This window comes from Streptosporangium amethystogenes (genome assembly GCF_000721075.1).
In the GTDB taxonomy this organism is placed as follows: domain Bacteria; phylum Actinomycetota; class Actinomycetes; order Streptosporangiales; family Streptosporangiaceae; genus Streptosporangium; species Streptosporangium amethystogenes.
The window spans coordinates 60157-87093 of record NZ_JOEQ01000023.1 but is presented as its reverse complement, the minus strand read 5'-3'; the positions used below and the strand labels follow the sequence as shown (position 1 = coordinate 87093).

The 26937-nt window shown below is 72.3% G+C and carries 18 protein-coding genes; 14 read left to right on the top strand and 4 right to left on the bottom strand.

Going from position 1 to position 26937, the window contains the following annotated elements:
- The first annotated feature begins 77 nt into the window (after positions 1 to 77).
- The 10 genes from IG98_RS0128260 to IG98_RS0128220 all read left to right on the top strand — a co-directional run bounded on the left by IG98_RS0128260 (position 78) and on the right by IG98_RS0128220 (position 18505).
- On the top strand, positions 78 to 5597 hold the full coding sequence (locus IG98_RS0128260) for a non-ribosomal peptide synthetase/MFS transporter (RefSeq protein WP_030918653.1): 5520 nt from the start codon (positions 78 to 80) through the stop codon (positions 5595 to 5597).
- Positions 5594 to 5773, top strand: a complete 180-nt coding sequence (locus tag IG98_RS0128255) for an MbtH family protein (RefSeq protein ID WP_030918650.1) — start codon at positions 5594 to 5596, stop codon at positions 5771 to 5773. Before IG98_RS0128260 ends, IG98_RS0128255 begins: the two co-directional genes overlap by 4 nt.
- Complete coding sequence (locus tag IG98_RS0128250) at positions 5770 to 6018, top strand: acyl carrier protein (RefSeq protein WP_030918647.1); 249 nt, start codon at positions 5770 to 5772, stop codon at positions 6016 to 6018. Before IG98_RS0128255 ends, IG98_RS0128250 begins: the two co-directional genes overlap by 4 nt.
- Positions 6015 to 7508, top strand: coding sequence for a class I adenylate-forming enzyme family protein (locus IG98_RS0128245; RefSeq protein ID WP_245651746.1), 1494 nt, complete (start codon positions 6015 to 6017; stop codon positions 7506 to 7508). Before IG98_RS0128250 ends, IG98_RS0128245 begins: the two co-directional genes overlap by 4 nt.
- 2 nt (positions 7509 to 7510) lie before the next feature.
- Complete coding sequence (locus tag IG98_RS0128240; RefSeq protein ID WP_030918641.1) at positions 7511 to 9094, top strand: condensation domain-containing protein; 1584 nt, start codon at positions 7511 to 7513, stop codon at positions 9092 to 9094.
- Entirely contained in the window at positions 9091 to 10584 is a 1494-nt protein-coding gene (locus IG98_RS0128235; RefSeq protein ID WP_084195712.1) for a condensation domain-containing protein, read from the top strand. The genes IG98_RS0128240 and IG98_RS0128235 overlap by 4 nt, the downstream gene beginning before the upstream one ends.
- Positions 10571 to 12067, top strand: a complete 1497-nt coding sequence (locus IG98_RS49155) for a condensation domain-containing protein (protein WP_051753060.1) — start codon at positions 10571 to 10573, stop codon at positions 12065 to 12067. Before IG98_RS0128235 ends, IG98_RS49155 begins: the two co-directional genes overlap by 14 nt.
- Positions 12068 to 12123: 56 nt before the next feature.
- Positions 12124 to 13974, top strand: coding sequence for a non-ribosomal peptide synthetase (locus IG98_RS49150; protein ID WP_051753059.1), 1851 nt, complete (start codon positions 12124 to 12126; stop codon positions 13972 to 13974).
- On the top strand, positions 13971 to 17081 hold the full coding sequence (locus IG98_RS0128225; protein WP_037971513.1) for a non-ribosomal peptide synthetase: 3111 nt from the start codon (positions 13971 to 13973) through the stop codon (positions 17079 to 17081). The genes IG98_RS49150 and IG98_RS0128225 overlap by 4 nt, the downstream gene beginning before the upstream one ends.
- Before the next feature lie 152 nt (positions 17082 to 17233).
- A complete protein-coding gene (locus IG98_RS0128220; RefSeq protein ID WP_030918631.1) occupies positions 17234 to 18505 on the top strand; it encodes an MFS transporter in 1272 nt (423 codons plus the stop codon).
- Positions 18506 to 18539: 34 nt separating this feature from the next.
- Here the strand turns inward: IG98_RS0128220 and IG98_RS0128215 are convergent, their stop codons facing one another.
- Together IG98_RS0128215 and IG98_RS0128210 are read right to left on the bottom strand one after the other, a co-directional pair.
- A complete protein-coding gene (locus IG98_RS0128215) occupies positions 18540 to 19337 on the bottom strand; it encodes an SDR family NAD(P)-dependent oxidoreductase (RefSeq protein WP_030918628.1) in 798 nt (265 codons plus the stop codon).
- A complete protein-coding gene (locus tag IG98_RS0128210; RefSeq protein ID WP_030918624.1) occupies positions 19334 to 20341 on the bottom strand; it encodes an AurF N-oxygenase family protein in 1008 nt (335 codons plus the stop codon). Before IG98_RS0128210 ends, IG98_RS0128215 begins: the two co-directional genes overlap by 4 nt.
- A gap of 180 nt (positions 20342 to 20521) precedes the next feature.
- Here IG98_RS0128210 and IG98_RS0128205 point away from each other — a divergent pair, with 180 nt between their 5' ends.
- The gene (locus IG98_RS0128205) at positions 20522 to 21454 is read left to right on the top strand and encodes a DMT family transporter (RefSeq protein WP_051753058.1); all 933 of its coding nucleotides are present in this window, start codon (positions 20522 to 20524) and stop codon (positions 21452 to 21454) included.
- On the opposite strand, the gene IG98_RS0128200 is transcribed toward IG98_RS0128205, so the two are convergent.
- A complete protein-coding gene (locus tag IG98_RS0128200; protein WP_030918618.1) occupies positions 21399 to 22001 on the bottom strand; it encodes a TetR/AcrR family transcriptional regulator in 603 nt (200 codons plus the stop codon). The genes IG98_RS0128205 and IG98_RS0128200 overlap by 56 nt on opposite strands.
- Positions 22002 to 22018: 17 nt before the next feature.
- Positions 22019 to 22954 carry a sensor histidine kinase gene (locus IG98_RS0128195; RefSeq protein WP_051753057.1) on the bottom strand — a complete coding sequence of 312 codons (936 nt, stop codon included), beginning with the start codon at positions 22952 to 22954 and terminating at the stop codon, positions 22019 to 22021.
- A 165-nt stretch (positions 22955 to 23119) separates the two neighbouring features.
- Between IG98_RS0128195 and IG98_RS0128190 the strand changes: the two genes are divergently transcribed.
- The 3 genes from IG98_RS0128190 (at position 23120) to IG98_RS0128180 (ending at position 26850) form a co-directional block, all read left to right on the top strand.
- On the top strand, positions 23120 to 24298 hold the full coding sequence (locus IG98_RS0128190) for an acyl-CoA dehydrogenase family protein (RefSeq protein WP_030918612.1): 1179 nt from the start codon (positions 23120 to 23122) through the stop codon (positions 24296 to 24298).
- 84 nt (positions 24299 to 24382) lie between these two features.
- Entirely contained in the window at positions 24383 to 25363 is a 981-nt protein-coding gene (locus IG98_RS0128185) for an acyl-CoA dehydrogenase family protein (protein WP_030918610.1), read from the top strand.
- Between the two features lie 11 nt (positions 25364 to 25374).
- The gene (locus IG98_RS0128180) at positions 25375 to 26850 is read left to right on the top strand and encodes an AMP-binding protein (RefSeq protein WP_030918607.1); all 1476 of its coding nucleotides are present in this window, start codon (positions 25375 to 25377) and stop codon (positions 26848 to 26850) included.
- The last annotated feature ends 87 nt before the right edge of the window (positions 26851 to 26937 follow it).

Below are 26937 nucleotides of genomic sequence, written 5' to 3'. Positions count from 1 at the left end.
GATCGCACACTCGGGCGATCCCGTTCCCCGCCGCGGGGGAACGCTCACGGGTTCCTCTTCGCCAGTACGGAGGTGTCTTGACGCGAACCGGCCTCTCACCGGCCAAGAAAGCACTGCTCGCCCAGCGACTGGGCGGCCGCGTCGTCGCGGCGGCGATTCCGCCGCGCCCTTCCGGAGCGGAGCCCCCGCTCTCCCCGGCGCAGGAACGGCTCTGGTTCCTGGAGCAGTACGCCCCCGGCACCTCCGCCTACACCGTGGCCTTCGCGGCCACGCTGGAGGGGGAGATCGACGCCGAGGCACTCGCCCGAGCACTGACCGAGGTGGCACTCCGGCACGAGAGCCTGCGCACCCGGCTGGTCACCACCCCCGACGGCGGTCCCGCGGTCGTCGTCGACGACGCGCCCGCGGTCGTGCTGCGGACCACCGGTGACCTCGCGGAGATCGACGAGGAGCTTGCCAGGCCCTTCGACCTCGCCGCGGGCCCGCCGCTGCGGGCGCTCCTGGTCCGGCGTGGACCGTTCGAGCACGTACTGCTGCTCACCATGCACCACGCGATGACCGACGGCTGGTCGTGCGACATCGTCATGGAGGAACTCCTCATCCTGCACGCCGCGTACCGTGCGGACCGCGACCCGGAGCTGCCGCCGGTGCCGGTGAGCTACGGCGACTACGCGCACTGGCAGCGGGAGCGCGACCACGCCGAGGAGATCCGCTACTGGCGGCGGCGGCTGGACGGGCTGCCACCGCTGGAGCTCCCCGCCGACCGCCCGCGTCCCGCCGAGCAGAGCTGGGAGGGCGCCGCCTGCGGGGTGGCCCTGGACGCCGAGCTCAGTGCGGCGGTCACCGCGCTGGGCCGCGCCCACGGCGCCACCCCGTACATGATCCTGCTCGCCGCCTTCGAGGTGCTGCTCTCGCGCTACTCGCGGCAGTACGACTTCGCGGTCGGCTCGCCCGTCTCCGGGCGGGACCTGCCCGAGCTGGAGCGGGTGGTCGGAGTGTTCGTCAACTCGCTGCCGATGCGCGCGGACCTGTCCGGCGACCCCACGTTCGCCGAGCTGCTGGCCAGGGTCAGGGAGACGGCGCTGGACGCCTACGCCCACCAGGAGCTCCCCTTCGACCGGCTGGTCAACGAGCTGGGCGTGGAGAGGGACGTCAGCAGGTCACCGGTGTTCCAGGTGATGTTCGCCCTGCAGAACTACCGCTCCAGGCCGCTGGACACTCCGGGCCTGGCCATGACCCCCTACCCGGTGAAGGCCACGGCCAGCCGGTTCGACCTGGCCCTCTACCTGTTCGAGACCCCCCACGGGATCGCCGGCCACCTCACCTACAGCACCGCGCTGTTCGACCCCGGCACCGCCGAGCGGATGTCGGCGTGCTTCGAGAACCTGATGAGGTCGGTCGTCGCCGACCCCGGCGCGCCGATCTCCGGGCTTGAGATCCTCCCGCCGGACGAGCGCCGCCGGGTCCTGGCACTCGGCGAGTCCACCCCCGTGACCCCCTTCGGCACCGGGCTGCTGCACGAGGCCGTGTCCGAGCGGGCCCGGCTCACCCCGGACGCCGTCGCGGTCGTGGCGGGCGGCACCTCACTCGGCTACGCGGAGCTCCAGGGGCGGGCGGAGCGACTCGCGCGCCTGCTGCGGCGGGCCGGCGTGCGCCGTGGCGACCGGGTCGCCGTCTTCCTGGAGCAGTCGGCGGACACGGCCGTCGCGGTACTCGGCGTGCTCAAGGCGGGTGCCGCCTATCTCCCGCTGGAGCCCGACCACCCCGTTGACCGGATCGCCTACGTGCTCTCCGACGCCGGGGCGCGGGCGGCCGTGACCGCGCCCGGCCTCCGCGACCGCCTGCCGGAGGGGCTGCCCACGGTCGGAGTCCCCGCCTCGGCCGACCCGGAAGGCGCCGAGGATTCCGGCGGGCCGGACGCGGGGCCGGTGGAGAGCGGCGTGACCCCCGACGACCTGGCGTACGTCATCTACACCTCGGGGACCACCGGGCGGCCCAAGGGCGTGGCCGTGCAGCACCGACAGGTCATGGTCTATCTCGCCGGGGTACGGGAGCGGCTGGAGATCGAGCCGGGCGGGGTGTTCGGACTGCTCCAGTCGCTCGCCTTCGACTTCGGAGTGACGATCTTCTACCTGTGCCTGATGACCGGGGGCGCGCTGCACCTCATCCCCCCGCGCACGGCCGCACCGGAACTGGCGGCCTACTTCCGCAGGCACGGCGTCGACCATCTCAAGATCACCCCATCCCACCTGGCGGCGCTGCTCGCCGACGCGACCCCGGACGAGCTGCTCCCCGGCAAGCTGCTGATCCTCGGCGGCGAGGCGGCACCGCGCGCCTGGGCCGCGGAGCTCGCGGCGGCCGGGCGGTGCCGGGTGATCAACCACTACGGCCCCACCGAGGCCACCGTCGGCGTCACCACCTACCCCGTCGAGCCCGGAGCCGCGTCCGGCGCCGCGGTGGACGGCGCCGCCCCTGCCTCGGGGGCCGGGACGGCGCTGCCCATCGGATCGCCCATGCCCGGGGCGTTGGTACACGTGCTCGACGACAACCTGCGGCCGGTCCCGGCCGGGGTTCCCGGCGAGCTCTACCTGGGCGGTGACCGCCTGGCCCGTGGCTACCTGGGCCGTCCCGGGCTGACCGCCGACCGCTTCCTGCCCGACCCGTACGGCGCCCCCGGTGCCCGGATGTACCGCAGCGGCGACCTCGGCCGCTGGTTGCCCGGCGGGGAGCTGGAGTTCCTCGGCCGGCGTGACCTGCAGGTGAAGGTCCGCGGCTACCGGGTGGAGCCGGCGGAGGTGGAGGCGGTGCTCTCCGAGCATCCGGGGGTGACGGGCGCCGTCGTGGATCTGAGAGGCGGGCGCCTGGTCGCCTACCTGGTCGGGCAGGCCGCCCCGGAGGCCGCCGAGATGCGGTCCTGGCTGGCCGAGCGGCTCCCCGACTACATGATCCCGGCTCGCTACGTGTGGCTGGACGAGCTGCCGCTGAAATCCCACGGCAAGGTCGACAGGTCGAAGCTGCCGGATCCCGCCGCCGAGGTCTCGGCAGCGGGGTTCGTGCCGCCGGAGACCGCGCTGGAGGAGACGGTCGCCGGGATCTGGGCCGAGATCCTGGAGGTGGAGCGGGTCGGCGCGCTCGACGACTTCTTCGATCTGGGCGGCCACTCGCTGCTCGCCATGCGGGTGATCGCCCGGCTGCGCGCGCAGGTCCCCGAGCGGGCGGTGACCGTGCTGGAGCTGTTCAAGAACCGCACGGTCAGGGAACTGGCCCGGCTGCTGGAGACCGGCGGCGACGGCGGGCGAGAGCTGCTGCACCGGCTCACCCCGCCCCGCGCCGCCAAGGCCACCATGGTCTGCGTGCCGTTCGGCGGCGGCAGCGCCGTCGTCTACCAGCCGCTGGCCGACGCGCTGCCCGCCGACTGGGCGCTGTACTCGGTCGCGGTCCCGGGACACGAGCTCGGCGAGCGGTCACGGCCGTTCGACGAGGTCGCCCGGGAGTGCGCCGAGGAGATCCTCGCCGGGGTGCGCGGGCCGCTGGTGCTCTACGGGCACTGCGGGCTCGGTGTCATGCTGATCGTGGAGATCGCCCGGCACCTGGAGGCGGCGGGCCGCCCGGTCGACGCGATCTACCTCGGCGGCGTGTTCCCCTTCGCCCGCCCGGGGCGCGGCCTGGGCTGGCTCGGCACCCTGATGGACCGCATGACCAGCGACCAGGGCAGGATCAACGCGCTCTCCGCGGCGGGGCTCGACGTCGAGGAGTTCGAGCGCGACCAGCTCAGACTGATCATCGAGAACCGCCGCCAGGGCACCCGCATGGCGGAGCGCTACTTCACCCGGCTGTTCGAGGAGGAGGACGCCCGGCCCTTCGCGGCACCGGTCATCGCGGTGGTGGGGGAGCGGGACCCGGCGACCGAGTTCTACCAGGAGCGCTACCGCGAGTGGCTGCGGCTCTCCGGCACCGCCGCCTGCGTGGTGCTGGACGAGGCCGGGCACTTCTTCGTGAAGTACCGGGCGCGGGAACTGGCCGACATCCTCACCGGTACCCACCTGGCCCTGGCCCGAGGACGGACCGCGCCGCTGGAGCGCACCGAGGACTCCACCTGGTGGCTCCAGGGTGTTTCCGGTGAGCTCCACCACTCCGACGCGTCCCCCGCCCTCGTCCCCGACTCCGGCGCCACGGGTGCGGGCGGCGCCACGCGGCCCGACCTGCGGATAGTCCGCCCCGACGAACCTGTCACCGCCCCCGGCGGGCCTCCGCCCGGCATGCGGCGGTTCCTGCTGGTCTCGGTAGGGCAGCTGGTCTCGATCACCGGGTCCGCGCTGACCGAGTTCGCCATCCCGATCTGGATCTACCTGACCACCGGGTCGCTGGCCAGGTTCGCGCTGTTCGCGGTGCTGGGACTGGTGCCCGGCATGCTGGTGGCGCCGCTCGCCGGAGCGATCGTGGACCGTTACGACCGGCGCAGGGTCATGCTGTGCGGGGACATCGGCGCCGGGAGCACGCAGCTCGCGCTGGGCGTACTGCTCTGGACCGGAAATCTGCAGATCTGGCACATATATCCGCTGCTCGTCTGCCTGTCGATCGCGCTGACCTTCCAGCGGTTCGCCTACGGCTCGGCGATACCGCAGCTGGTCCCCAAGCGGTTCCTCGGCCACGCCAACGGTGTCGTCCAGATGGCCACGGGCACCGCCCAGCTCGTCGTGCCGCTGATCGCGACCGGGCTGATGGCCACGATCGGGCTGGAGGGCATCCTCCTCATCGACGTCGCCAGCTACCTGGTCGCCACGCTGGTCCTGCTGTTCGTCCGCTTCCCGACCGCCATGCCCTGGCGGCGCAGGGAGAGCGTCCTGGCCGAGATGGCGAACGGCATCCGCCACTCGTGGGGCAACCCCGGCTTCCGCGGCATGCTCGTGTTCTTCGCGGTACTCAACGTCTTCCTGTCGCCGCTCTTCCTGATGATCTCCCCGCTGGTCCTGTCGTTCGCGACGCTCGACGACGTCGGCAGGGTCGCGTTCGCGGGAGGGCTCGGGGTCTTCCTCGGCGGCCTGCTGATGACCGTCTGGGGCGGGCCCCGCAGGCGGCGCCTGTACGGGGTGCTGCTCGCCACGCTCGCCCTGGCGGTGTTCTGCGTGCTCACCGGATTCCAGCAGAATCTCGCCCTGATCGCGGTCGGCTCGTTCGGCATGTCGTTCTGCCTGACCCTGCTCAACGGCGTCTACGCCACGATCATCCAGGTCAAGGTGGCACAGCGCTTCCACGGCCGGGTCATCGCGCTCAACACCCTCGTCGCCTGGTCCACGCTGCCGATCGGCTTCGGCCTGGTCGCCCCGTACGGCAGCGCCCTGTTCGAGCCGCTGCTCGCCCCCGACGGGCCGCTGGCCGGCACCGTCGGCCTGCTGATCGGCACCGGCCAGGGCCGCGGCATCGGCTTCATGTACGCCTGCTTCGGGCTGGCCATCGCCGCCATCGCGCTGGTCGCCATGCGCGTGCGGGTGCTGGCCCGCTTCGACGCCGACGTACCCGACGCGCTCCCCGACGACCTGGTCGGTTTCGAGGCTCTGCGGAGCCGTACCCGCAAGAAAGAGGAGGTTGGGTCATGAGTTTCCTGGTGGTGCTCAACGACGAGGAGCAGTACTCGATCTGGCCGGCGGGCAGGGAGTTGCCCGCCGGGTGGCGGGCCGAGGGCTTCGAGGGGGACAGGGAGGACTGCCTCGCCCACATCGACGAGGTGTGGACGGACATGCGCCCGCTCAGCGCGCGCGGGGAGGGGGCATGACCGACCCGCTGGCCTCCAGGATCGCCGGAATGATCTCCGTTGCCTGTGACGGGCGGCTCACCGCCGACGAGATCGTCGGCTCCGACGCCTCCCTGTCCGCGCTGGGCGTCACCTCGCTGGCGCTGCTCCGGCTCATCGACGCCGTCGAGGACGAGTTCGACGTCGCCCTCGACCTCGGCGGGGGCGCCGCCTACCTCGACAGCTTCCCGCTGCTGGTCGGTTACGTGAGCGAGCGGACCTCGTGAGCCCGGGGACCGTGCCGCAGATGCTCGCGCTCCGCGCCGGGCAGGACCCCGAGCGGGAGGCGGTGATCGTCGAGGGGGTCGCGTCGATGACGTTCGGCGAGTGGGACCGGCGCTCGGACGCCGTCGCGCACGGGCTGCTCGACCGCGGCGTGCGGCGGGGCGACCGGATCGGGCTGCTCTTCGGGAGCCGGGACTGGGTCGACTTCGCCGTCGCCTACTGCGCGGTGCAGAAGGCCGGCGCCGTCGCCGTGCCACTCTCCGACCGGCTCGCGCCCGCCGAGGTGCGGCACATGCTGGAACACTGCTCGGCCTCGGCACTGCTGTGCGGGCGCGACCTCACCCCACCGGAGGGCGACCGGTGGGGCGCGGCTGTGGCGGACCTGGAGGGTGGGACGGCGGGGCCGCCCGGGGTGCGGGTCGAACCCGCGGACCTGGCCCAGATCCTCTACACCTCGGGTACCACGGGGCTGCCCAAGGGCGTGGGCGCCAGCCACGCCAACCTGGCCTTCGGCTGCGAGACCCGCCCCAACCGCCGCAGGTTCGGCCACTCGCGCCACCTGCTGCACGCCTTCCCGATCGGTACCAACGCCGGTCAGACGATGCTGATGAACGCGCTGGACGCCCGCCCGGCCATGCTCACCCTCGGGCGCTTCACTCCCGGCCGCCTCGCCCGGCTGATCGAGTCGCGCCAGGTCGGCACCGTGTTCGTCGTACCCGCCATGGCCATCGAGTTCCTCAACGCGGGCCTGCACGAGCGCCACGACATGTCGAGCGTCCTGCTGCTCGGCTCGGCCGCCTCGGCCCTGCCGCCCGCGGTGGCCGCGCGCCTGGCCGACGCCTTCCCCAACGCGACGATCGCCAACTACTACACCTCCACCGAGGCCGCTCCCGCCCAGACCATCATGATCTTCGATCCGTCCAGGCCGGGGGCGCTGGGACGGCCCGCGTTCGGCGGGGCCCTGCGCATCACCGACGCGCACGGCGACCCGCTGCCCCCGGGCGAGACCGGCGAGGTCTGGATGCGCTCACCCACCACCACCCGCTTCTACTACCGGGACGAGCAGGCGGGCGCCGAGGCGTTCAGGGGTGGCTGGGTGCGGATGGGGGACATCGGCCGCCTGGACGCCGAGGGCTACCTCCACCTCGTCGACCGGGAGAGCGACGTGGTCAAGTCGGGCGCGTTCAAGGTCTCCACACTCCAGGTGGAGGCGGCGCTCCACGAACACGAGGCCGTCGCGGAGGCCGCGGTGCTCGGTGTCCCGCACCCGGTACTCGGCAGCGTGCTCGCCGCGGCGGTGGTGCTGCGGTCCACCGGGACCTCCGGCGGGGATCTACGGGCCTTCCTGATGGACCGCCTGGCCGGGCACGAGCTCCCCGAACGGGTGCTCGTCGTCGACACCCTGCCCAGGAACCAGTCGGGAAAGGTCGTCAAAAGGGAGCTGCGGGGCCTGTTCGAGGCCGCCGCGACAGGTCAGACGGAAGGCACGTGAAAATGTCGATGTCGCTCACAGCGGGATGGGACCGGGCGACCTTCGCCCAGCACGGGATGTGGATCACCGAGCGGATGGGCGCCGGTGGCCGGGTCTACGCGATGCCGCTCACCGTACGCTTCGACGGCCCGCTCGACACCGGCGCGATGCTCGCCGCCTGTGCCGCGGCCGTCGAGCGACACCCCGTGCTCGCCGCGGTCCTGGCGGAGCGGGACGGCGAGGTCCGCCTGCTCCCCGGCAAGGCGGTCCCGCCGATCCGCTTCGAGGAGACCCCGCCCGGGCCCGGCCGGCTTGAGGACGAGGTGGCCCGCCCCTTCGACCTGGAGTCGGGCCCGCCGGCCAGGTTCACCCTCTTCAGGCTGGGGGCCGAGCGGCACCTGCTGCAGATCGTCGCCCACCACGCCGTCTTCGACGGCGTCTCCAAGGACCTGCTGCTCCGTGACATCGCCGCCGCCTACGGGGGCTCCGCCCTCGCCCCCCTGACGCTGTCCTGCGACGAGATCGCCCGCGCCGAGCAGGGCCGGGTCGCCGCCGCGCTGGAGGAGGCGGCGGAGTTCTGGCGGCCGAGATGGCAGAACGGGCGGGACCTGCTGCTGCCCGGCCTCACCCGTACCTCGCTGCGCGCCGCGCCCGGCGACACCGTGGAGTTCCGCCTCGGCGGCGAGGTCGCCGCCATCGCCGCCCACCTGGGCCTGACCCGCTTCGAGGTCCTGCTGGCCGCACTGCACACGCTCCTGTACGGGTACGGCAACACCCGCGTCACGGTGGCGGTGGACCTGTCCACCAGGACCGAGGAGACGCGCGAGCACGTGGGGGCGTTCGTCAACGAGCTGCCTGTGGCCTCCAGCCCGGCCGGCACGTTCGCCGAGTTCGCCCTGTCGATCAGAAAGGAGCTGCGGGCGATCTACCGCTATCGCGAGGTTCCCCTGGCCAGGGCGCTGGGCGGGATCAGCCCGCGCTCCGCGCTCACCCCCGTCTCGGTCAGCTACCGCAGACGCCCGGCCGGCGACCCCTCCTTCGCGGGACTGGACGCCTCGGTGGACTGGACGGCGTCCAACGGCGCGGTCCGCAACACCCTGCACCTGCAGGTCGTCGACGGCGCCGACGGCACGGACGGGGCCGAGGCCCGCCTGCGGTTCAACCCCGAGATCCTGGACCGCGCCGCCTGCGAGGACGTCGCCGAGCGGCTGCGGATCCTGCTCGCCGGCATCGCGGCCCGCCCCGGCGCCCCGCTCGACGAGCTGCCACTGCCTCCCCGGGCCGTCCCCGCCGTCCCTGTCGGCCCCGCCGTCCTGGACGGTCAGGACGGTCACGGCGCCGTCACCGGTCCGGTCTCCGGCGGCGAAGACGCCGGGGGAGAGGACGCCGAGCTCCTCGGGCAGGTCACCGCGATCTGGTGCGAGGTGCTCGGCGTGGACACGGTCCAGCCGGACGACGACCTGTTCGACCTTGGCGGTCACTCGTTGACGATCACCCAGATCATCGCCCGCGTCCGGGACGGGATGGGGGTCGAGCTCTCCTTCGAGGTGTTCATCGACTCCCCGACCGTCGAGGGCGTCGCCGAAGAGATAGCCAGGGCCCGATGACGGCCCGATCCGGACGGTCATCGACGGTGACCGTCGAGTTCTCCGGCGCGCGGGGCGGCGAGTCTCCGCTCACCTGGGGCCAGCTGGCCTTCTGGAGGCTCACCCGGTGGCTTGAGGACGGCGACCCGTACTTCAACATGCCCTGGGTGCTGCCTGTCTACGGCAGGCATTCCCTTGAGGTCGTCATCGGTGCCCTGCGCGGCCTCGTCGAGCGGTACGAGACCCTCAGGACCACCTGCGAGGAGACCGCCGGCGGACCTGTCCAGCGGGTGGCGAGCCGGGGCCGGTTCGACGTCGAGGTGGTCGACGCGGGGGAGGACAAGCCGCTCGCCGCCGCCAGGAGGGTCTCCGCCCAGCTGGCCGCCAGGGGATTCGAGTACGCGGTCGAGCTGCCGTTCCGCTGCGCCGTCGTGACCGTCGACGGCCGCCCGCGCGCGCTGGCCTTCGCCCTGTCCCACCTGGCGGTGGACGGCTGGGCGCTGGACCTGATCGCGGGTGACTGGCGGGCGCTGCTGGCCGGCGACGAACTGCCCGCTCCCGGGTGGCAGCCGCTCGACCAGGCCGCCTTCGAGCACGGGGAGGCGGGATCGGCCCGCGGCGAGCGGGCACTCCGGCACTGGCGCGCGGAGCTTTCCAGGGTGCCGGAGACCATGTTCGACGTTCCCCGCATCACGGCGGAGGAGCCGAGGTTCGTCCGGGTCGGCATGGAGTCGGCAGCGGTCGCCGCCGCCACCGAGATCCTGGCCGAGCGGTGGTCGGTCAGCACGGCCAGCGTGCTGACCACGGCGAGCGCGGTGCTGCTGGGCGCGCTCACCGGGCACCGTCGGGTGGTCATGCAGCTGATCGTGGCCAACCGGCACGACCCCAGGACCGCGACCATGGTCGGCACCGCCGTGCAGGACGGGCTCCTCGTCCTCGACCTGCCCGGCGGGACGTTCGCCGACGCGGTCCGTGCCGGGCACCGGCGGGCGCTGATCGCCTACCGCAACGCGCACTACGACCCGTACCGGATGATGGCGCTGCGCGAGGAGATCGGAAGGGAACGCGGCACTCCGGTCGATCTGTCCGCCTACTTCAACGACACGCGGACCGTCGCCCACTGGCCCAACCTGCCCGGGGTGGAACCCGCGGGCGACCCGGCCGCGGTCGCCGCCCTCACCGAGCGGACCAGGTTCTTCCTCGTCGGAGCCTGGGCCGAGGTGGACGCCACCGCCTTCTTCGCCACCGGTCCCGCCACGAACAACTGCCAGCTCTACCTGCTGACGGACACCGGCTGCCTGCCGCGCTCCACCGCCTACGCGCTGCTGGGCGGGGTGGAGAGGCTGCTGGTCAGGGCCGTGGCCGAGGAGGTGGCGCTGGACGAGGTCGCCGAGCTGTGCGGCATCGTCCCGATCGAGCGCCCCGCCGTCCGGGAGGCGGCTCTTCCCGGTACGCCGGAGAGCGGCCCGGCGACGGTGAGATCCAGGGAGGTGGCCGGTGACCACGCCTGACCCCCGCGTCGCCGCGGAGACGGACCTCGCGGTGCGGGAGCCCGCGCCGGACCCCGCCCCACGGGAGCACCCGGCGCGGGACCGGCGCGAGGAACTGCTCGAACGGCTGGCGCGGCTGTCGCCGGAACGGCGCGCGGCGCTGCTGGCAGAGGCGCGCCAACGGGACGGAGGCAGGCGGTGGCCCCTGTCGTTCGGGCAGGAACGCCTCTGGTTCCTCAGCAGGTTCGACCCCGACGACACCACCTACCACACCCCCTGGTGCGTGCGGCTGCGCGGCCGGGTCGACGTGCAGGCGCTCGCCGCCGCCTTCACCGGCGTCGCCGAGCGGCACCACGTGCTGCGCACCCGGTTCCGGCTGGCAGGCGACCGTCCCGTCCAGATCGTCGCGCCCGTCGCGCCGGTGCCGGTGGAGCGGGCGGACGTCACCGGCGACCCGGCCCCGGCCGTCGTGGAGTTCGTGAACCGGCCGTTCGACCTCGAAGGCGGCCCGCCGCTGCGTGTGGCGCTGCTGCGGCTGGGCGAGGAGCACTTCCTGCTCTGCATCGTCCTGCACCACATCGTCGTCGACGGCTGGTCACTGGACGTCCTCATGCGGGAGGTGACCGAGTGCTACGCCGCGCACCGCGAGGGCAGGCCGCCGGCACTGGCGGAGCTCCCGGCGCAGTACCCGCAGCTCGCCGAGGAGGACAGGCGCCGCGCCGAACGGGACGAGGACGCCTCCCATCTCGACCACTGGACCCGCACGCTCGCCGGGGTGCCGGCGCTCGACCTGCCCGCCGACCATCCTCGTCCCGCCCGCTGGAGCGGGCGCGGCGGGCAGGAGAGCCTGCTCGTGCCCGACGAGGTGATCACCCGGCTGGAGGACGTCGCCAGGGGGGCGCGCTGCACGCTCTTCATGGCGCTGCTCGCCGCCTACCAGGCGACCCTCTCGCTGGCCTCCGGGCAGCGGGATCTGTGCGTCGGGGTGCCGGTCTCCGGCCGGGACCGCACCGAGACCGAGCCGCTGATCGGCTACTTCGCCGGCACGCTCGTGCTCCGCGCCGACCTGTCGGGCGACCCCACCTTCCTCGAACTGATGAAACGCACCCGGCTGACGCTCTTCCGGGGACTCCAGCACGCCGGTACGCCGTTCGAGCGGATCCTCGCCTCGCTGCGCCTGCCCCGTGACCTGAGCAGGCCGCCGCTCTTCCAGGCCATGTTCAACCTGCACAACCTGCCCAAGGACGACCTGCTGCGGACCACGATGGGCGACCTGTCGGCCGAGGTCTACCCCGTCCCCGCGACGGGCCGTACCAAGGCCGAGGTGTCCGTGGACGCCTGGCGGGGGCCCGAGGGCCTCGGCGGCGTCCTCGACTACAGCAGTGACCTGTTCTCCGCCGGAACCGCGCGGCGCCTGGCCCGTACCTTCACCGACGTGGTGGAGCGGGCCGGGACCGACCCGGGCCTCCGGCTGTCCGACCTGAGAGGTGTACGACCGTGGTGATGTCCTCCCCGGCGCGAGAGCCGGGCCTCACGGCACCAGACCCACGCCGGGAGGGCATGGTGACGGTGCCGGACCTGATCCGCGACCGGCTGGAGACGGCGCCCGACGCGGTGGCGGTCAGCGGGCAGGGAGGCGAGCTGACCTACCGGGAGCTGCACCGGCGGGTCGACGACCTCGCCGCGGTGCTGCGCGAGTGGGGGGTGGGCCCCGAGGTCCCGGTCGGGCTGTGCATGGAGCGCACCACGGGGATGGTCGTCGCACTCCTGGCGGTCTGGGCCGCCGGAGGCGCGTACGTCCCGCTCGACCCCGCCTTCCCCGAGGACAGGCTGCGGCTCATGCGCCAGGACGCCGGGATCGGCCTGGTGCTGACCCAGGCCGGTGTGGACCGGCGCCTGCTGGCCGGAGTCCCCCGGATCCTGGTGCTCGCCCCGGACGGCACCGCCCCCACCGTCCGCCGCGGCGCGCCGCGGGGACCGCGGGGCGACCTGGCGTACGTGATGTACACCTCGGGCTCCACCGGGCGGCCCAAGGGGGTGGAGGTCCCGAGGCGCGCCGTGCAGAACCTGCTCGGCTCGTTCGCCGAACGGCTGAAGCTCACGCCCGAGGACCGCTGGCTCGCCGTCACCACCCTGTCGTTCGACATCTCCGTCCTGGAGCTGCTGCTCCCCCTGGCGTGCGGGGCACGGGTCGTCGTGGCCTCCGCGGGCCAGGCGGCCGACGGCCAGAGGTTGCGGGCACTGGCGGTCGCCGAGCGGATCACGGCGCTGCAGGCCACCCCGGCCACCTGGCGCATCCTGTTGGAGGCCGGCGGGGTGCCGGAGACGATCCGTACCCGGCTCTGCGGGGGAGAGGCGCTGCCGCGCGACCTCGCCGACGCGCTCCTCGCCCCGGGAACGAGCCTGTGGAACGTGTACGGGCCGACCGAGACGACCGTGTGGTCCACCGCGGGGATCGTCGCGCCCGCACCGGCCCGGATCGTGCTGGGGGAGCCGATCTCCGAGACGTCCCTGTACCTCCTGGGCGACGACGGCCTGCCGGTCGCGGACGGCGAGGCCGGGGAACTGCACATCGGCGGGGCCGGGGTGGCCCGCGGCTACCGGGGCATGCCCGCCCTGACCGCCGCCCGCTTCCTGCCCGACCCCTTCGCGGCCGGCTCCGGGACGCGCATGTACGCGACCGGCGACCTCGTCCGGCGCACCCCGGACGGCCGCCTGGAGTACCTGGGCAGGGCCGACAGCCAGGTCAAGGTGCGGGGGTTCCGCATCGAACTGGAGGAGATCGAGACGGTCCTGCGTTCGGTGGAGTGGGTGCGCCAGGCCGCAGTCGGCGTCCATCCGGGACCGGACGGTCTGCCCACGCTGGTGGCGTACCTGGCCGCCGCGGAGGGAGCGGTGCCGGAAGGGGCATGGGAGGCGCTGCGCACCCGGCTGCGGGCGAGCCTGCCCGAGTACATGGTGCCCGCGCGCCTTGTCACCCTCGACGCCCTGCCGCTCACCCCCAACGGCAAGCTCGACCGCGCGGCGCTGCCGGCACCCGACAGGGCATGGGCCTCGACGGCCCCCTACCGGGCGCCGTCGAGTTCGGTGGAGGACGAGCTCGCCGCGATGTGGGAGGAGGTGCTGGGAATCGAGCGGCCGGTCGGGGTCGACGACGACTTCTTCGAGCTCGGCGGGCACTCGCTGACGGCCGCCCAGATCATCGCCAGGGTCCAGTCGCGCTTCGGTGTCGCCGTGCCGCTGGTCGCGCTCTTCGAGCATCCGACCGTCGCCGGGCTCGCCCGGCAGCTGGACCGCCTGGACGACGACGACCTGGACCTCGTCGAGATCGCCGCGCTGCGCGAGCGGCTCGACGGCCTCGACGCCGAGGAACTGGCGGCGATCTTCGACGAACTGGGGCCGGGCGCATGAGGGCGCCCCTGTCCCCGGCGCAGGAGCGGCTCTGGATCCTGCAGCGCGTCGATCCGGACGACGCCTCCTACAACATGTACCTGGTACGCCTGCTTCGCGGCCCCCTCGACCAGGCCGCGCTGATCTGGGCGCTCACCGACGTGCTGACCCGCCACGAGAGCCTGCGCACCAGGTTCACCGAGGAGGACGGCGTCCCCTGGGCCGTGGTGGAGAGGGGGGCACCCGGGATCGAGTGGCTGCGCTCCGGAAGCCGTGAGGACGCGGAACGCCTGGTGGCCGAGCGGACCAACGAGCCGTTCGACCTGGGGGCCGGGCCTCCGCTGCGGGTGGCGGTGATCCGGATGACCGACGACCGGCACGTGCTCTGCGTCACGATGCACCACATCATCTCGGACGGCTGGTCGCTCAACGTCATCCTGGACGACCTGGCCGACTGCTACACCGCGCGCCTCGCCGGGACCGAACCCCGGCTGCGGCCGTTGCCGGTCCAGGCGGGCGACTACGCGCGCTGGCAGCGGCGCAGGGCCGAGCGGGCCGTGTCGTACTGGCGGGAGAGGCTCGCCGCGCCGCCCTCGGTCGAGCTGCCGTTCCGCCGGGAGGGGGAGGGGAGCGGGCGGGGCGAGTTCCAGCGTGTCCGGTTGTCACCCGAGACGGCGCGGAGGCTGGAGCGGCTGGCCGCCGAGCAGCGCACCACCCTGTTCACCGTGCTGGTCGCCGCCTACCAGACGTTGCTGCTGCGGCACACCGGGCAGACCGACGTCCTGGTCGGCACCGTCGTCGCGGGCCGGGACCGGGTCGAGCTGGAACCGATGGTCGGATACGTCTCCCAGACGGTGATCCTCCGCGGGGACCTGTCGGGTGACCCGCCGTTCACCGGCCTGATCGGCCGCAGCCGTGGCGAGGTCCTCGCCGCGCTGGGCAACTTCTCGGTCCCCTTCGAGCAGCTCGGCCACCCGGTGGAGTCGCTGCTGTCCTCCATGCTCATCCTGCACAACCAGGACGCCGGTCCCCGGCGGGCGTTCGGCGAGCTGACCGTGACCGACGTCGACGCCGGGTTCCGGCAGGCCAAGGTGGACCTCCTCGTCGAGGCGTGGTCCGACGAGAACGGGCTCGGGCTCTCCTTCTGCCACGACACGGGCCTGTTCGAGGCGGCGGAGGTCGGCCGCCTGGCCGCCAGGTTCGCCCTGCTCCTGGAATCGGTCGCGGCCCGCCCCGACACCCCGCTCTCCGAGCTGCCGATCTGGACCGACGCCGACCGTGCCGACATCCACACCCTGTCAGCCGGACCGTCCGATCCCCGCGCCCTGTCCGCGGGGGTCGTCGGGGGTGCCGGGGACGTCCTGGTCCCCGAGATGATCCGCCGGGCCGCGCGGCGGGCGCCCGAGGCCGTCGCCGTGGTCTGCGGGCGGGAGAGCGTCACGTACGGCGAGCTGCTGGCCCGCGCGGGCGCGCTCGCCGGGGTTCTTCGCGAGGGCGGGGTCGGCCGCGGCGACGTCGTCGGGGTCTGCCTGCCCCGCTCGATCGAGGCGATCACCGCGCTGCTCGCCGTCTGGTGGGCGGGTGCCGCCTACCTGCCGTTCGACCCCGACGTCCCGGACGAGCGGCTGGCCTTCTCGATGGCGGACAGCTCTGCCACCCACCTGATCACCCTGCGCGAACCGCCGCCGGGCCGCGTCGCCGTCGCCCCCGCGCTTGCCGGTGGCGCCCGCGCTGTCCTCCAGGACGCGACCGTGCCGCGGGACGCCGCGTACGTCATCACCACCTCGGGCTCCACCGGTGTGCCCAAGGGCGTGCTGGTGGAGCACGGCGCGGTGGCCGCGCGGGTGCGGTGGATGCGCGCGGACTACGGGCTGACCTCCGGCGACCGGGTTGTACAGTTCGCCTCGCTCAGCTTCGACGCCCATGTCGAGGAGGTCTTCCCGGCGCTGGCCGCGGGGGCCACGCTGGTGCTCCTCCCCGACGGGGCGACGAGCCTGCCCGACCTGCTGGCCGCACCGGAGGGCGAGGCGGTCACCGTGCTCGACCTGCCGACCGCGTACTGGCACTCGCTGGCCGAGGAACCGGGCGAGACCGCCTGGCCCGCCTCGCTCCGCCTGGTGATCCTCGGTGGCGAGCAGGTCTCCGCGGCGGCGGTGGAGCGCTGGCGCGGCCTGCTCGGCGACCGGGTCCGGCTGGTCAACACCTACGGCCCGACCGAGGGGACGGTGATCGCCACCGCCGCCGACCTCGGGGCACGCGACGTCGTGGGCCGTCCGCCGATCGGCGGCCCGATCGCGGAGACCACCGTCCGGGTGCTCGACGACCGGGGAGAGCCTCTGCCGCCCGGTGCGGCCGGGGAACTGGTCATCGGCGGGGCCGGGGTGGCCCGCGGCTACCTCGGCAGGCCGGCGCTCACCGCCGGCGCCTTCGTCCCCGACCCTTACGGCGCCCCGGGGGCGCGCCGCTACCGGACGGGGGACCGGGCGCGGTGGCGCTCCGACGGGCGGCTGGAGTTCCTGGGGCGGCTGGACGCGCAGCTGAAGATCCGGGGTTTCCGGATCGAGCCGGGTGAGGTGGAGAGCCGCCTGCTCGCCCATCCGCAGGTGGGTCAGGCCTTCGTGACCGGCCGGGGCGAGGAGCTCGTCGCCTACGTCACCGGCACCGCGGATCCGGCGGACCTCAGGCAGCACCTGGGGCACTCGCTGCCGAGCCAGCTCGTCCCCACCGCCTGGGTGAGCCTGGAGGCGTTCCCTCTCACCCCGGGCGGCAAGATCGACCGCGCGGCGCTCCCCGAACCGGCCGCCGCCGTAGTCTCCTCCGCCGAGCGGGTCGCGCCGCGCACGGACGCGGAGAGGCTGGTGGCCGGGATCTGGGACGAACTGCTCGGCACGGGGGCGGTCGGCGTCTTCGACGACTTCTTCGCGCTCGGCGGGCACTCCCTGCTGGCGACCCGGGTGGCGGCGCGGATCAGGCGGGCCACCGGCATCGAGGTCCCGATCCGGACCGTCTTCGCCATGAGCACCGTCGCCTCGCTCGCCGAGGCGCTGGAGGAACTGCTGATCAGGGAGCTGGACGCGCTGACCGATGAGGAGGCCATGGATCTGCTCGCGGGCACCGACCACTCCTGATCTCGCCGGTGGCGCTCTCCGGCGCGCTCCCGGCGGGAATCCGGTGTCGATCGGGGGCTGTCGACAAGGGCGTGAGACGGCGTAGCATCCGGGCACGCCTCGTGTTGTCGGGCGCTTGTTCGGAGTCGTGAGTCACGAAGATGCGAGGCCCCATGAGCGTTGTCCAGCCCGTTCCCGACCCGAGGGCGGCGCTCGCGGAGCCGACGCGCCGGGTGGGTCCCTGGTGGGTGGCCGGCATCTCGCTGGCCAATCTGGCGCTCTGGATGGGGTACTTCGGGCCACTCCAGGTCCTGCTTCCCTCGCAGGTGGCGGTGATCGACCCGGCGGGCAAGGAGGGGGCGCTGGCGCTGGTGACCGGGGTGGGGGCCGCCGTCGCGATGCTGCTCAACCCCGTCGCGGGGGCGCTGTCCGATCGCACGGCGGGGCGGTTCGGACGCAGGCACCCGTGGTCGCTGGCCGGGGCGTTGGTCAGTGCGGGAGCGCTGGTCCTGCTGGCGGGGCAGGGGTCGATCGCCGGCATGGCGGTCGGCTGGTGCCTCGCGCAGGCCGGGCTCAACGCGATGCAGGCCGCGCTCAACGCCGGGGTGCCCGACCATGTGCCGGTGAGCCAGCGAGGTGAGGTGTCGGGCTGGATCGGGATTCCCCAGTCGCTGGGGGTGGTGCTCGCGGTGGTCCTGGTCACCATGGTCGCCACCACCACCGAATCCGGATATCTACTGATAGCGGTGCTGATCCCGCTCTGCGTGCTCCCCTTTGTTCTCACCACCTCCGACCCCCGCCTGCCGGCCAGGCCGCCCTTCGAGCCCGGGGCCTTCCTGAGAGGTTTCTGGATCAGTCCCCGCGCCCACCCCGACTTCTTCTGGGCCTGGCTGACCCGCTTCCTGATGCAGCTCGGCAACGCCATCGCCACGCTCTACCTGCTGTACTTCCTCAGCGACGAGGTCGGCTACGAACGGCTCTTCCCCGGCGAGAGGGCCGAGGACGGCCTGCTCGTGCTGATCCTGATCTACACCGCGACGGTCGTGCTCACCACCGTCGTCGCGGGCGTCGTCTCCGACCGGCTCGGTCGCCGCAGGGCGCTCGTCACGGCCTCCGGCCTGATCAGCGTGGTTCCCGCGGTGATGCTCGCGTTCTGGCCGCAGTGGCCGGTGGCGACGGTCGGTGCCGCGATCATGGGGATCAGCTTCGGCATCTACCTCTCGGTGGACAACGCACTGGTCACCCAGGTCCTGCCGGCCGCCGAGGGACGTGCCAAGGACCTCGGTGTCATCAACATCGCCAACTCGGGACCCCAGGTGCTCGGCCCGGTCATCGCCGGTCCCATCGTGGCCGGCCTCGGCGGCTACCCGGTCCTCTACCTGACCTCCGCGGCCCTCGCCCTGCTCGGCGCCGCCCTGGTCTGGAAGATCCGCTCGGTGCCCTGACCGTACGGGCGCCGACCGGCCGGTCGGCGCCCTTTCAGCGCCCGCTCAGGCGGCGGACGGCGAGGGAGGCCACCCGGACGGCGGCCGAGGGGGAGAGGCGGGTACCGCGCCAGGCGAGGCGGCCGGTGGCGGGTGCCACGATGAGGGCGCGGTTGCGGGCCATGCCCCTGATGATGTCGGCGGCCAGCGCGTCGACGGAGTAGAGACGGCCCGTGGTCCGGCTCGCCGACTCGCGGGCGCCGGCACCGGTCGGGGTCTGCGGCAGGCCGGGGTTGGCGTTGTCGAGCAGCGGGGTGTCGGTGAACCCGGGGCAGACCACGCTCACCCGGACACCGTGGGCGGCGGCCTCGGCGCGCAGGGCGAGCGAGAGCCCGACCACCGCGTGCTTGGTCGCCGTGTAGGGCGCCATCAGTGGCGCGGGGACCAGTCCGGCCAGGGAAGCGGTGTTCACGATGTGCCCGAAGCCCTGCCGCTTCATGATCGGGTAGGCCGCGTGGACGCCGTGGACGACGCCACGCAGGTTCACGTCGATCGTCCGGTTCCAGTGGTCGAGGGTGAGCTCGTCGACGGTGCCGCCGACCGCGATTCCGGCGTTGTTGAAGACGACGTCGAGCCGTCCCCGCTCGGCCGCCACCCGCTCGACGAGGTCGGCCACGGCTCGCGCGTCGGAGACGTCGAGCGTCGCGGCCGAGCCGTTGAGCTCCTTGGCGGCGCGCTCGGCCCCGGCGCCGTCCAGGTCGGCGATGACGACGTGCGCGCCGCGCCTGGCGAACTCGCGGGAGACGGCCAGGCCGATGCCGGAGGCGCCCCCCGTCACGATCGCCGTTCTCATCCGCCCGCCTTTCCGGTCCGTGTGGCGCCGGGCGCCGGGGGCGCCCAGATGCCCATCGCCTTCCACACCCGGCGCTGGAGAGGGTTCGTCAGGCCCAGCTCGGCGCAGAGCTCGCGGGTCTTGCCGATCGAGTCGCGGATCTCCGCGGCCATCTCGGGGTTGCCGGTGTAGACCTCCCTGACGACGTCCTCGGGGATGCCGAACGCCCTGATCATCGAGCTTGGCGGGGAGAGCATGATCCGGGCCATGATGCCCAGGATGACAGGGGAGACGAGGCCCAGGGCGAAGCGCCGGTAGCGGGGCATCCGGGGCACCCGGCGGCGCAGGTAGTGGCGGGCGAAGGAGATGTGCCTGGCCTCCTCGGCGATGTGGATCCGTATGATCGTCTCCTCCAGCGGATGCCGGGTCCTGCCCGCCTTGATCATCTTGCGCTGCACGTGGTCGATCGGGTCCTCGCCGCCGAGGACGAAGACGAAGAAGAGCTCGGTGGAGATCAGCGGGATCCACGGGGTGATCTGCGCGAGCAGGCTCAGCGGCCCCGGCATGCCCTTTATTGGAAGTTTCGTGCGGTTCACGAACTCTTGGAACATCATCCCGTGATGTCCCTCTTCGATGGTCTCGTGGTAGACGTAGCGGAACTCGGGGGAACCGTTCGGCAGCCGGTAGGCGTAGTTCAGCAGTCCGCGTTTGAGCAGGTTCTCGAACTGCAGGCCGATCTTCATGGCGGTCGCCACCCGCCACAGCCCGATCCTGGCGCGGATCTCGGGGGGCTGTGCCCGGTACCAGGCGTGGCCGCCCAGCCTGTCGACCTCGGGCAGTTCCCAGCGCGGGTCGTCGGCGAAGACGAGGAACTCCTTCTCGTCCCAGGGGATGTCGACGTACGGCTCCCAGTGTTTGTCGACGGATGCCTTCGAGAGGCGCTCTATGACCGCCTCGTACGCACGTCTCTCGGTGACCTGCTGGTCACCCTCTCTGTCCGCGGCGGTCTTCGGGGCCGGTGTCATCGCTGCCCTCCCATCGGATGTCTGCGCTAATTGTACGAAGCATCCAATAAGACGGAAAGACCCGCGGAGGTATGAGGTCCCTCGCGCCGGTGTGACGTCCTTCACTCAGCGTGGTATCAGGACCACTCCCGCTCCGGTCGGTGACCTGTCCGTCGCTGCAGGTGATGTAACCCTTCGACTATGGCAGTGCCCGCAGCCCCCCGGCCCCTCCTGGGAATCGCGCTCCTGGCCTTCGTCAGCGCCGCCTGGGGGTCGGCCTTCCCGCTGATGAAGGACCTCATCGTCCGCATGCCCGTGGCCGACCTCCTCGCCGAGCGGTACGGCATCGCCGCGGTCGTGCTGGTCGCGCTCCGTCCGAGTAGCCTGCGGGGGCTTTCCGAGAGCACCTGGCTGGTCGGCATCCTGCTCGGCCTGCTGTTCGGCGTCGGCCAGACGGTCCAGGCGGTCTCGCTGCACGACCTGCCCTCGTCGGTCTCGGGGTTCACGGTCGGCTCGTACGTGGTGATCACTCCGGTCCTCGGGCTGGTCCTGCTCGGCGCCAGGACCTCGGCCAGGATATGGGTCGCGGTGGCGCTGGCGACCGTCGCGATGACGGTGTTCACCCTGCTGAAGGGGGTGGAGGGCGACATCTCCCCGCCCGCGCTGGTCGCCACCCTGGTGTCGGCCGTTCTGTACGCGGCCCACACGCTGGTGCTCGGCGACTCCGCCGAGGCGCGGCGACACGCCTACGCGGTCACGGTCATCCAACTCGGCGCCATCGCCGTGATGACGGGCGTCCTCGCCGTGCCGGACGGCCTGACCCTGCCCGCCACGCCGGGAGACTGGGCGCTCCTCGGCCACCTGTCGATCGTGGCCTGCGCCCTGGGTTTCCTGGCCCGCTCGTGGGGCCAGGTCCACGTGCCACCGGTGCCCGCCGCGGTGATCCTGTCGACACAGCCGCTCTGGGTGACCGTCCTGGCCGTCGCACTGTACGGGGAGTCGCTCACCCTGAGCGTCTTCCTCGGCGGAGGACTGATCGCCCTCGCCATGCTCCTGGTCGTGCTGCCCAGGGGGCTGTTCAGCTCAGTTCGGCGGGGGAGAGACCCAGTTCCGCCGCGGTGGCCCTCTGAATGAACTCGGTCATGCGCGCCCGGGAGAGCAGCCGCCTGTGCACCGTCACTTGGGTGGCCAGGCCGTCGATGAGGGACATGATCCGCCAGGTCGAGCCCTCGGGGTCCGCGCAGACGAAGGTTCCCGCCTCCACGCCGTCATCGATGATCGCGTGGAGCGCCTCCTTCCACCGCATGTCGATCCTGCGGGACGTCTCCTCAAGCTCGGAGTTGCGCATCGACTCGGCCCAGGCGTCGATCCACAGGGCCCATGACTTGGTCTTTCCGCCGGGGGGATAGAACCTGAGCAGGGCCCGCAGCCGGTCGAGGGGTGAGCCACCCGACCCCTCCACCTTGGCGAGCGCGTCCAGATGGAGTTGGGCCGCGTAGGAGAAGGCCTGGGCGAACAGCTTCTCCTTGGTCTCGAAATGGTAGAAGAGCAGTGCCTGGCTGACGCCGGCCGCCTGTGCGATGTCCGCGGTTCGGGTATGACCGAACCCCTGGGCCGCGATGACATCGCAGGCGGTTCGGAGCAGATCTTCACGACGTAATCGCCCAAATCCCCTTGCCACAAGGGAACACTAGCGGGTCAGGGGTCGCCGTCCTGGTCGGGGTGCAGGGGGATCCGCAGGACGAACCGCGCGCCCCGGGGGCTGTCCTCCAGCCTCAGGATGCCGCCGTGGGTGCGGGCGATCTCCCTGGCGATGGGGAGCCCCAGTCCGGTGCCTCCCGCGTCCCTGTTACGGGAGGCGTCCAGCCGGGTGAACCGCTGGAAGACCAGCTCCCGCTGCTCGGGCGCGATTCCGGCGCCGTCGTCGAACACCTCCACAACGGCCGTTCCGTCGTCCCTGGTCACGCTCACCGAGACCTTGGAGTCGGCGTGCCGTTCCGCGTTGTCCAGCAGGTTCGTCAGCAGCCGGGCCAGCCGGAGCCAATCGCCGGTGATCTCCACCCCCGGCTGCAGATTCCTGTCGATCCGGACATTGCGCCTGCGCCGGTCCAGCTCATCGCAGACCAGTGCGCTCAGGTCGATCCGCTCGTAATGGGCGGGAACCCCGGAGTCGAGCTTGGCCAGTGTCAGCAGGTCCGAGACGATCGCCTGGAGCCGGTCCAGGCTGGCGAGCATCGCGTGGGCCTTGGTCTTCCAGTCGACGTCGTCGGGGTAGCGCAACGCCTCCTCCACCTGGGCGCGCATGGCGGTGAGCGGGCTGCGCAGGTCGTGCGAGGCGTCGGAGGCGAACCTGCGCTGCTGCTCGGCCGCGGCCTCCAGCCGGTCCAGCGTCTGGTTGATCGTCTCGGCCAGTTGCCTGATCTCGTTCTGGGCGGCCGGTACCGGCACCCGGCGGCCGATGTCGGTCGCGGTGATCTCCTCCAGCTCGCGTCTGATCGCCTTGACCTGCACGAGCGCCGTCTTCACGGCCCTGAGTGTCGCGATGGTGAAGACGGCGCCCCCTGTCACGATGGCTGTCGTGACGGCGGTGAGCGTCAGCCGACGCCGTACCGACCACGCGTTCCCCGAGAACACTTCACTCCTCGGCGCTAAATAGGACCATTAGACGGATTAATTGCCGTTTACTGGTGATTGATGGCCAAGAATGGGCAAATATCCTTTCATCTTCCCCTGTAGAGCATTGCTCTGTACGGCTGATCGGGTGCTGGCTAGAGTAAGTGAGCACTGATTGGAGCGGACATGAATCTTCAGGAGTACCGGCGGCGTGCCAGGACCTGGCTGGAGGCCAACGCCCAGGACACCGAGGCCGAGGGCACCCCGGACGCCGGCGGCGTCGCCGCCGCGAAGGCCTTCATGGCGCGGATGTACGACGCGGGCTATTCGGGGATCAGCTGGCCGGGCGAGTGGGGCGGCCAGGGGCTGACCCAGGCGGAGGAGCGGGCCTTCGCCGAGGAGGCCGCGGGCTTCACGCTGCCGACCTACGTCTTCTCCATAGGACTCGGGATGTGCGGGCCGACCCTCGTCGACCTCGGCACCCCCGAGCAGAAGGCCAGGCACCTGCGTCCGCTGCTGCGTGGCGAGGAGATCTGGTGCCAGCTCTTCTCCGAACCCGGCGCCGGCAGCGACGTCGCCGCCCTGCAGACCCGGGCCACCCCGGCCGAGGACGGCTGGACGGTCACCGGGCAGAAGGTCTGGACCTCGGTCGCCCAGCACGCCTCCCACGGGCTGCTGCTCACCCGCACCGACGTGGACGCGCCCAAGCACAAGGGCCTGTCGATGTTCATCGTGGACATGCGCGCCCCCGGCGTCACGGTCCGCCCGCTGCGGGACATGACGGGCCGCGCCCACTTCAACGAGATCTTCTTCGACGACGTGCACATCCCCGCGGAGAACCTGGTCGGCCAGGTCAACGACGGGTGGAGCTGCGCGGTCACCACACTCCTGCACGAGCGACTGTCCATCTCCAGTGGCGTCGGCATGGGCGGCCGCAGGGACAACCCGGTCGCCTTCGAGGCGCTGCGCCACACCGCCGACACCGCCGACCCGGTGGTCCGGGACCAGCTCGTCGAGCTGCACATCCGTTCCCGCGCGCTCGCCCTGTTCAACGAGCGCCTCTCCCAGGAGACCAAGGCCGGTGTCTTCCCCGGGGCCAGGGGCAGCGCCGCCAAGCTGCTGCTGGCCGAGCTGACCATGTTCCAGGCCGACCTCGCCACCTCGCTGGCCGGACCGGGGGCCGTCGCCTACGAGGAGGGCGGCGGGCGGTTGGCCGAGGCCATCTCGCTCGCTCCCGCCATGGCCCTCGGCGGCGGCACCAACGAGATCATGCGCAACATCATCGGCGACCGGGTGCTCAACCTGCCGCCCGAGCCGCGGGTGGACAAGAACGTGCCGTTCAAGGACCTCAAGGTGAACGGGTGACCTCCGGGCTCGCGCAGAAAGGCCGAAACACTTGACTTCCTCCCAACGCCTAAAGGCGGGGGTCTGCACGCTGAAAGGATTTCGATGAAGCTCGTGCTTACCGAGGAGCAGCGGGAACTGCGCGGCGCGGTCCGCGCCTTCCTCGCCGCCGCCTCGCCGCTGCCCGAGGTCCGGCGGGCCGTCGAATCCGAGACCGGCCACGATCCCGAGGTCTACCGCAGGCTCAACGGTGAGCTCGGGCTCGCCGGTCTCGTCGTCGGCGAGGAACACGGCGGCGCGGGAGCCGGGTACGCCGAGCTCGCGCTGGTCCTGGAGGAGACCGGCGCGGCGCTGCTGCCGGGCCCCTTCCTGGCCACCGCCCTCGCCACGATCCTGCTGACCGAGGTGGGCGACAAGGAACTGCTGCCCGGCATCGCCGCGGGGACCACGCTCGTGACCGTCGCCCTCGACGGCGGCCGCGCGCTCAACGGTGCCGAGGCCGACGTGGTCCTGGCGATCGAGGGGCCGCGGGTCCTGGCGATCAGAGGCGGCGACCGCACCCCGCTGACCACCCTGGACATCACCCGCAGGCAGGCGAAGGTGGATCTGGGCGCGGGCGAGGAGATCGCCTCCTCGCCGGAGGGCGTGGCGAGGGCCAGGGACCTGTTCGCGGTCGCGGTGGCCGCCGAGCAGCTCGGCGTGCTGCGCGCCTCGTTGGACGCCATCGTCGGCTATGCCAAGCTCCGGGTGACCTTCGGCCGCCTGATCGGCTCCTACCAGGGCGTCAAGCATCGGCTCGCCGACATGCACTGCAAGCTGGAGCAGGCCGAGTCGATAGTCCGCTACGCGGCATGGGCCGCGGACGAGGCGCCCGACGAGCTCTCCTCGGCCGCCGCGCTCGCCCAGGCCTACGTCGGCAGGGCCTGCTTCGAGGTAGCCAGGGACAACCTCCTGCTGCACGGCGGCATCGGTTTCACCTGGGAGCACGACGCGCACCTCTACTACAAGCGGGCCAAGGCCGACGAGGTGCTGCTGGGTCCGCCCCGCACGCACCGGACCCGCCTCGCGGGACTGCTGGAGCTCTGAAGGAGGAACCCATGGCCGACATCAGCGGGCTGCCCAGTTTCTACCGGATCGCCGAGGCCGACCCCGGCCGCCGCGCCCTGATCGACACCGACGGCACCGTGACGACCTACGGCGAGCTGCTCGCCACGGTCAACCAGGTCTCACACGGCCTGCGGGCCCGCGGGCTCGGCCCCGGCGACGTGGTCGCCGGGGTGCTGCCCAACGGCATCGACCAGGTGGTCATGCTGATGGCCACCGGTCAGGTGGGGCTGTACTACGTACCGGTCAACTGGCACCTCACGGCCGCCGAGATCGACTACATCCTGACCGACTGTGACGCCCGGGTCGTGGTCGCCGACCCGTCGTACTCCGTGGAGAAGGCCGTCGGGGTGGCCGAGCTGGCCGAGGGGCAGCCCACGACCGCCCCCGAGGACCGCTCCGGCGGCGCCGTCATGTGGTACACCTCGGGCACCACCGGGTTCCCCAAGGGCGTGCAGCGCCCGCTCTCCGGCCAGGAGCCGGAGGCGATCCTGCCGCTCTACACCTGGTTCCTGGGCGAGGTCTGCGACCTGCGGGCCGGTGACGGGATCCACCTGGTGACCTCGCCGATGTACCACTCCGCGCCGTGCGCGCACACCATGTTCGCCCTCCACTTCGGGCACACCCTGGTGATCGCGCCCAGGTTCGAGCCGGAGACCATCCTGGAGCTGGTCGACAGGTACCGGGTCGACAACGCGCTGATGGTGCCGACCATGTTCCACCGGATGCTGCAGCTTCCGAAGGAGGCCAGGGCGCGCTACGACGTGTCGTCGCTGCGGCAGGTGGTGCACACCGGCGCGGCCTGCCCGGTGGCGGTCAAGAAGGGCATCATGGACTGGTGGGGCCCGGTGCTGTACGAGTACTACGGCTCCACCGAGACGACCATCGCCTTCTCCGTCAAACCGCACGACTGGCTGGAGCGTCCCGGCACGGTCGGCCGCCCGGCCCCGACCTTCGAGGCGAAGATCCTCGGCGCGGAGGGAGAGGAACTCCCCGCGGGCGAGCCCGGCATGATCTACGTCAGGTCGGGCACCGGCGGTTTCGAGTACCGCAAGGACCCGGAGAAGACCGCCGCCAGCATGCGCGGTGACTGGTACGCCCCCGGTGACATCGGCTTCATGGACGCGGACGGCTTCCTGTTCCTCTGTGACCGCCGCACCGACCTGATCATCTCCGGCGGGGTGAACATCTACCCCGCGGAGATCGAGGCGGCGATCCTGGAGCACCCGGCGGTCGCCGACGTCGTGGTGATCGGAGTGCCCGACGAGGAGTGGGGCCACCGGGTGGTCGCCCTGATCCAGCCGGTGCCCGGCCCCCGCCCCTCTCCCGAGGAACTGCTGGAACACCTCGGCCCGCGGATCGCCCGCTTCAAGCACCCCAGGGTCATCGAGTTCCGCGACGAGCTGCCCCGCACACCCACCGGGAAGCTCTCCCGCTCCAAGGTCAGGGAGGAGTATCTGACCTCCTGACGGTCCCGTGTCCGTACGCCCGGCGGACCGGGGCGCTCGCCTCCGGCCGACGGGGACGCCGGAGAGGGGCTCCCCGATCCGCCCGTG

Excerpts from the sequence above, each read along its gene's own strand:
- IG98_RS0128255 (WP_030918650.1), top strand. The coding sequence starts at position 5,594 with ATGAGTTTCCTGGTGGTGCTCAACGACGAGGAGCAGTACTCGATCTGG.
- IG98_RS0128250 (WP_030918647.1), top strand. The coding sequence starts at position 5,770 with ATGACCGACCCGCTGGCCTCCAGGATCGCCGGAATGATCTCCGTTGCC.
- IG98_RS0128240 (WP_030918641.1), top strand. The coding sequence starts at position 7,511 with ATGTCGATGTCGCTCACAGCGGGATGGGACCGGGCGACCTTCGCCCAG.
- IG98_RS0128235 (WP_084195712.1), top strand. The coding sequence starts at position 9,091 with ATGACGGCCCGATCCGGACGGTCATCGACGGTGACCGTCGAGTTCTCC.
- IG98_RS49150 (WP_051753059.1), top strand. The coding sequence starts at position 12,124 with ATGGTGACGGTGCCGGACCTGATCCGCGACCGGCTGGAGACGGCGCCC.
- IG98_RS0128225 (WP_037971513.1), top strand. The coding sequence starts at position 13,971 with ATGAGGGCGCCCCTGTCCCCGGCGCAGGAGCGGCTCTGGATCCTGCAG.
- IG98_RS0128220 (WP_030918631.1), top strand. The coding sequence starts at position 17,234 with ATGAGCGTTGTCCAGCCCGTTCCCGACCCGAGGGCGGCGCTCGCGGAG.
- IG98_RS0128215 (WP_030918628.1), bottom strand. The coding sequence starts at position 19,337 with ATGAGAACGGCGATCGTGACGGGGGGCGCCTCCGGCATCGGCCTGGCC.
- IG98_RS0128210 (WP_030918624.1), bottom strand. The coding sequence starts at position 20,341 with ATGACACCGGCCCCGAAGACCGCCGCGGACAGAGAGGGTGACCAGCAG.
- IG98_RS0128205 (WP_051753058.1), top strand. The coding sequence starts at position 20,522 with ATGGCAGTGCCCGCAGCCCCCCGGCCCCTCCTGGGAATCGCGCTCCTG.
- IG98_RS0128190 (WP_030918612.1), top strand. The coding sequence starts at position 23,120 with ATGAATCTTCAGGAGTACCGGCGGCGTGCCAGGACCTGGCTGGAGGCC.
- IG98_RS0128185 (WP_030918610.1), top strand. The coding sequence starts at position 24,383 with ATGAAGCTCGTGCTTACCGAGGAGCAGCGGGAACTGCGCGGCGCGGTC.
- IG98_RS0128180 (WP_030918607.1), top strand. The coding sequence starts at position 25,375 with ATGGCCGACATCAGCGGGCTGCCCAGTTTCTACCGGATCGCCGAGGCC.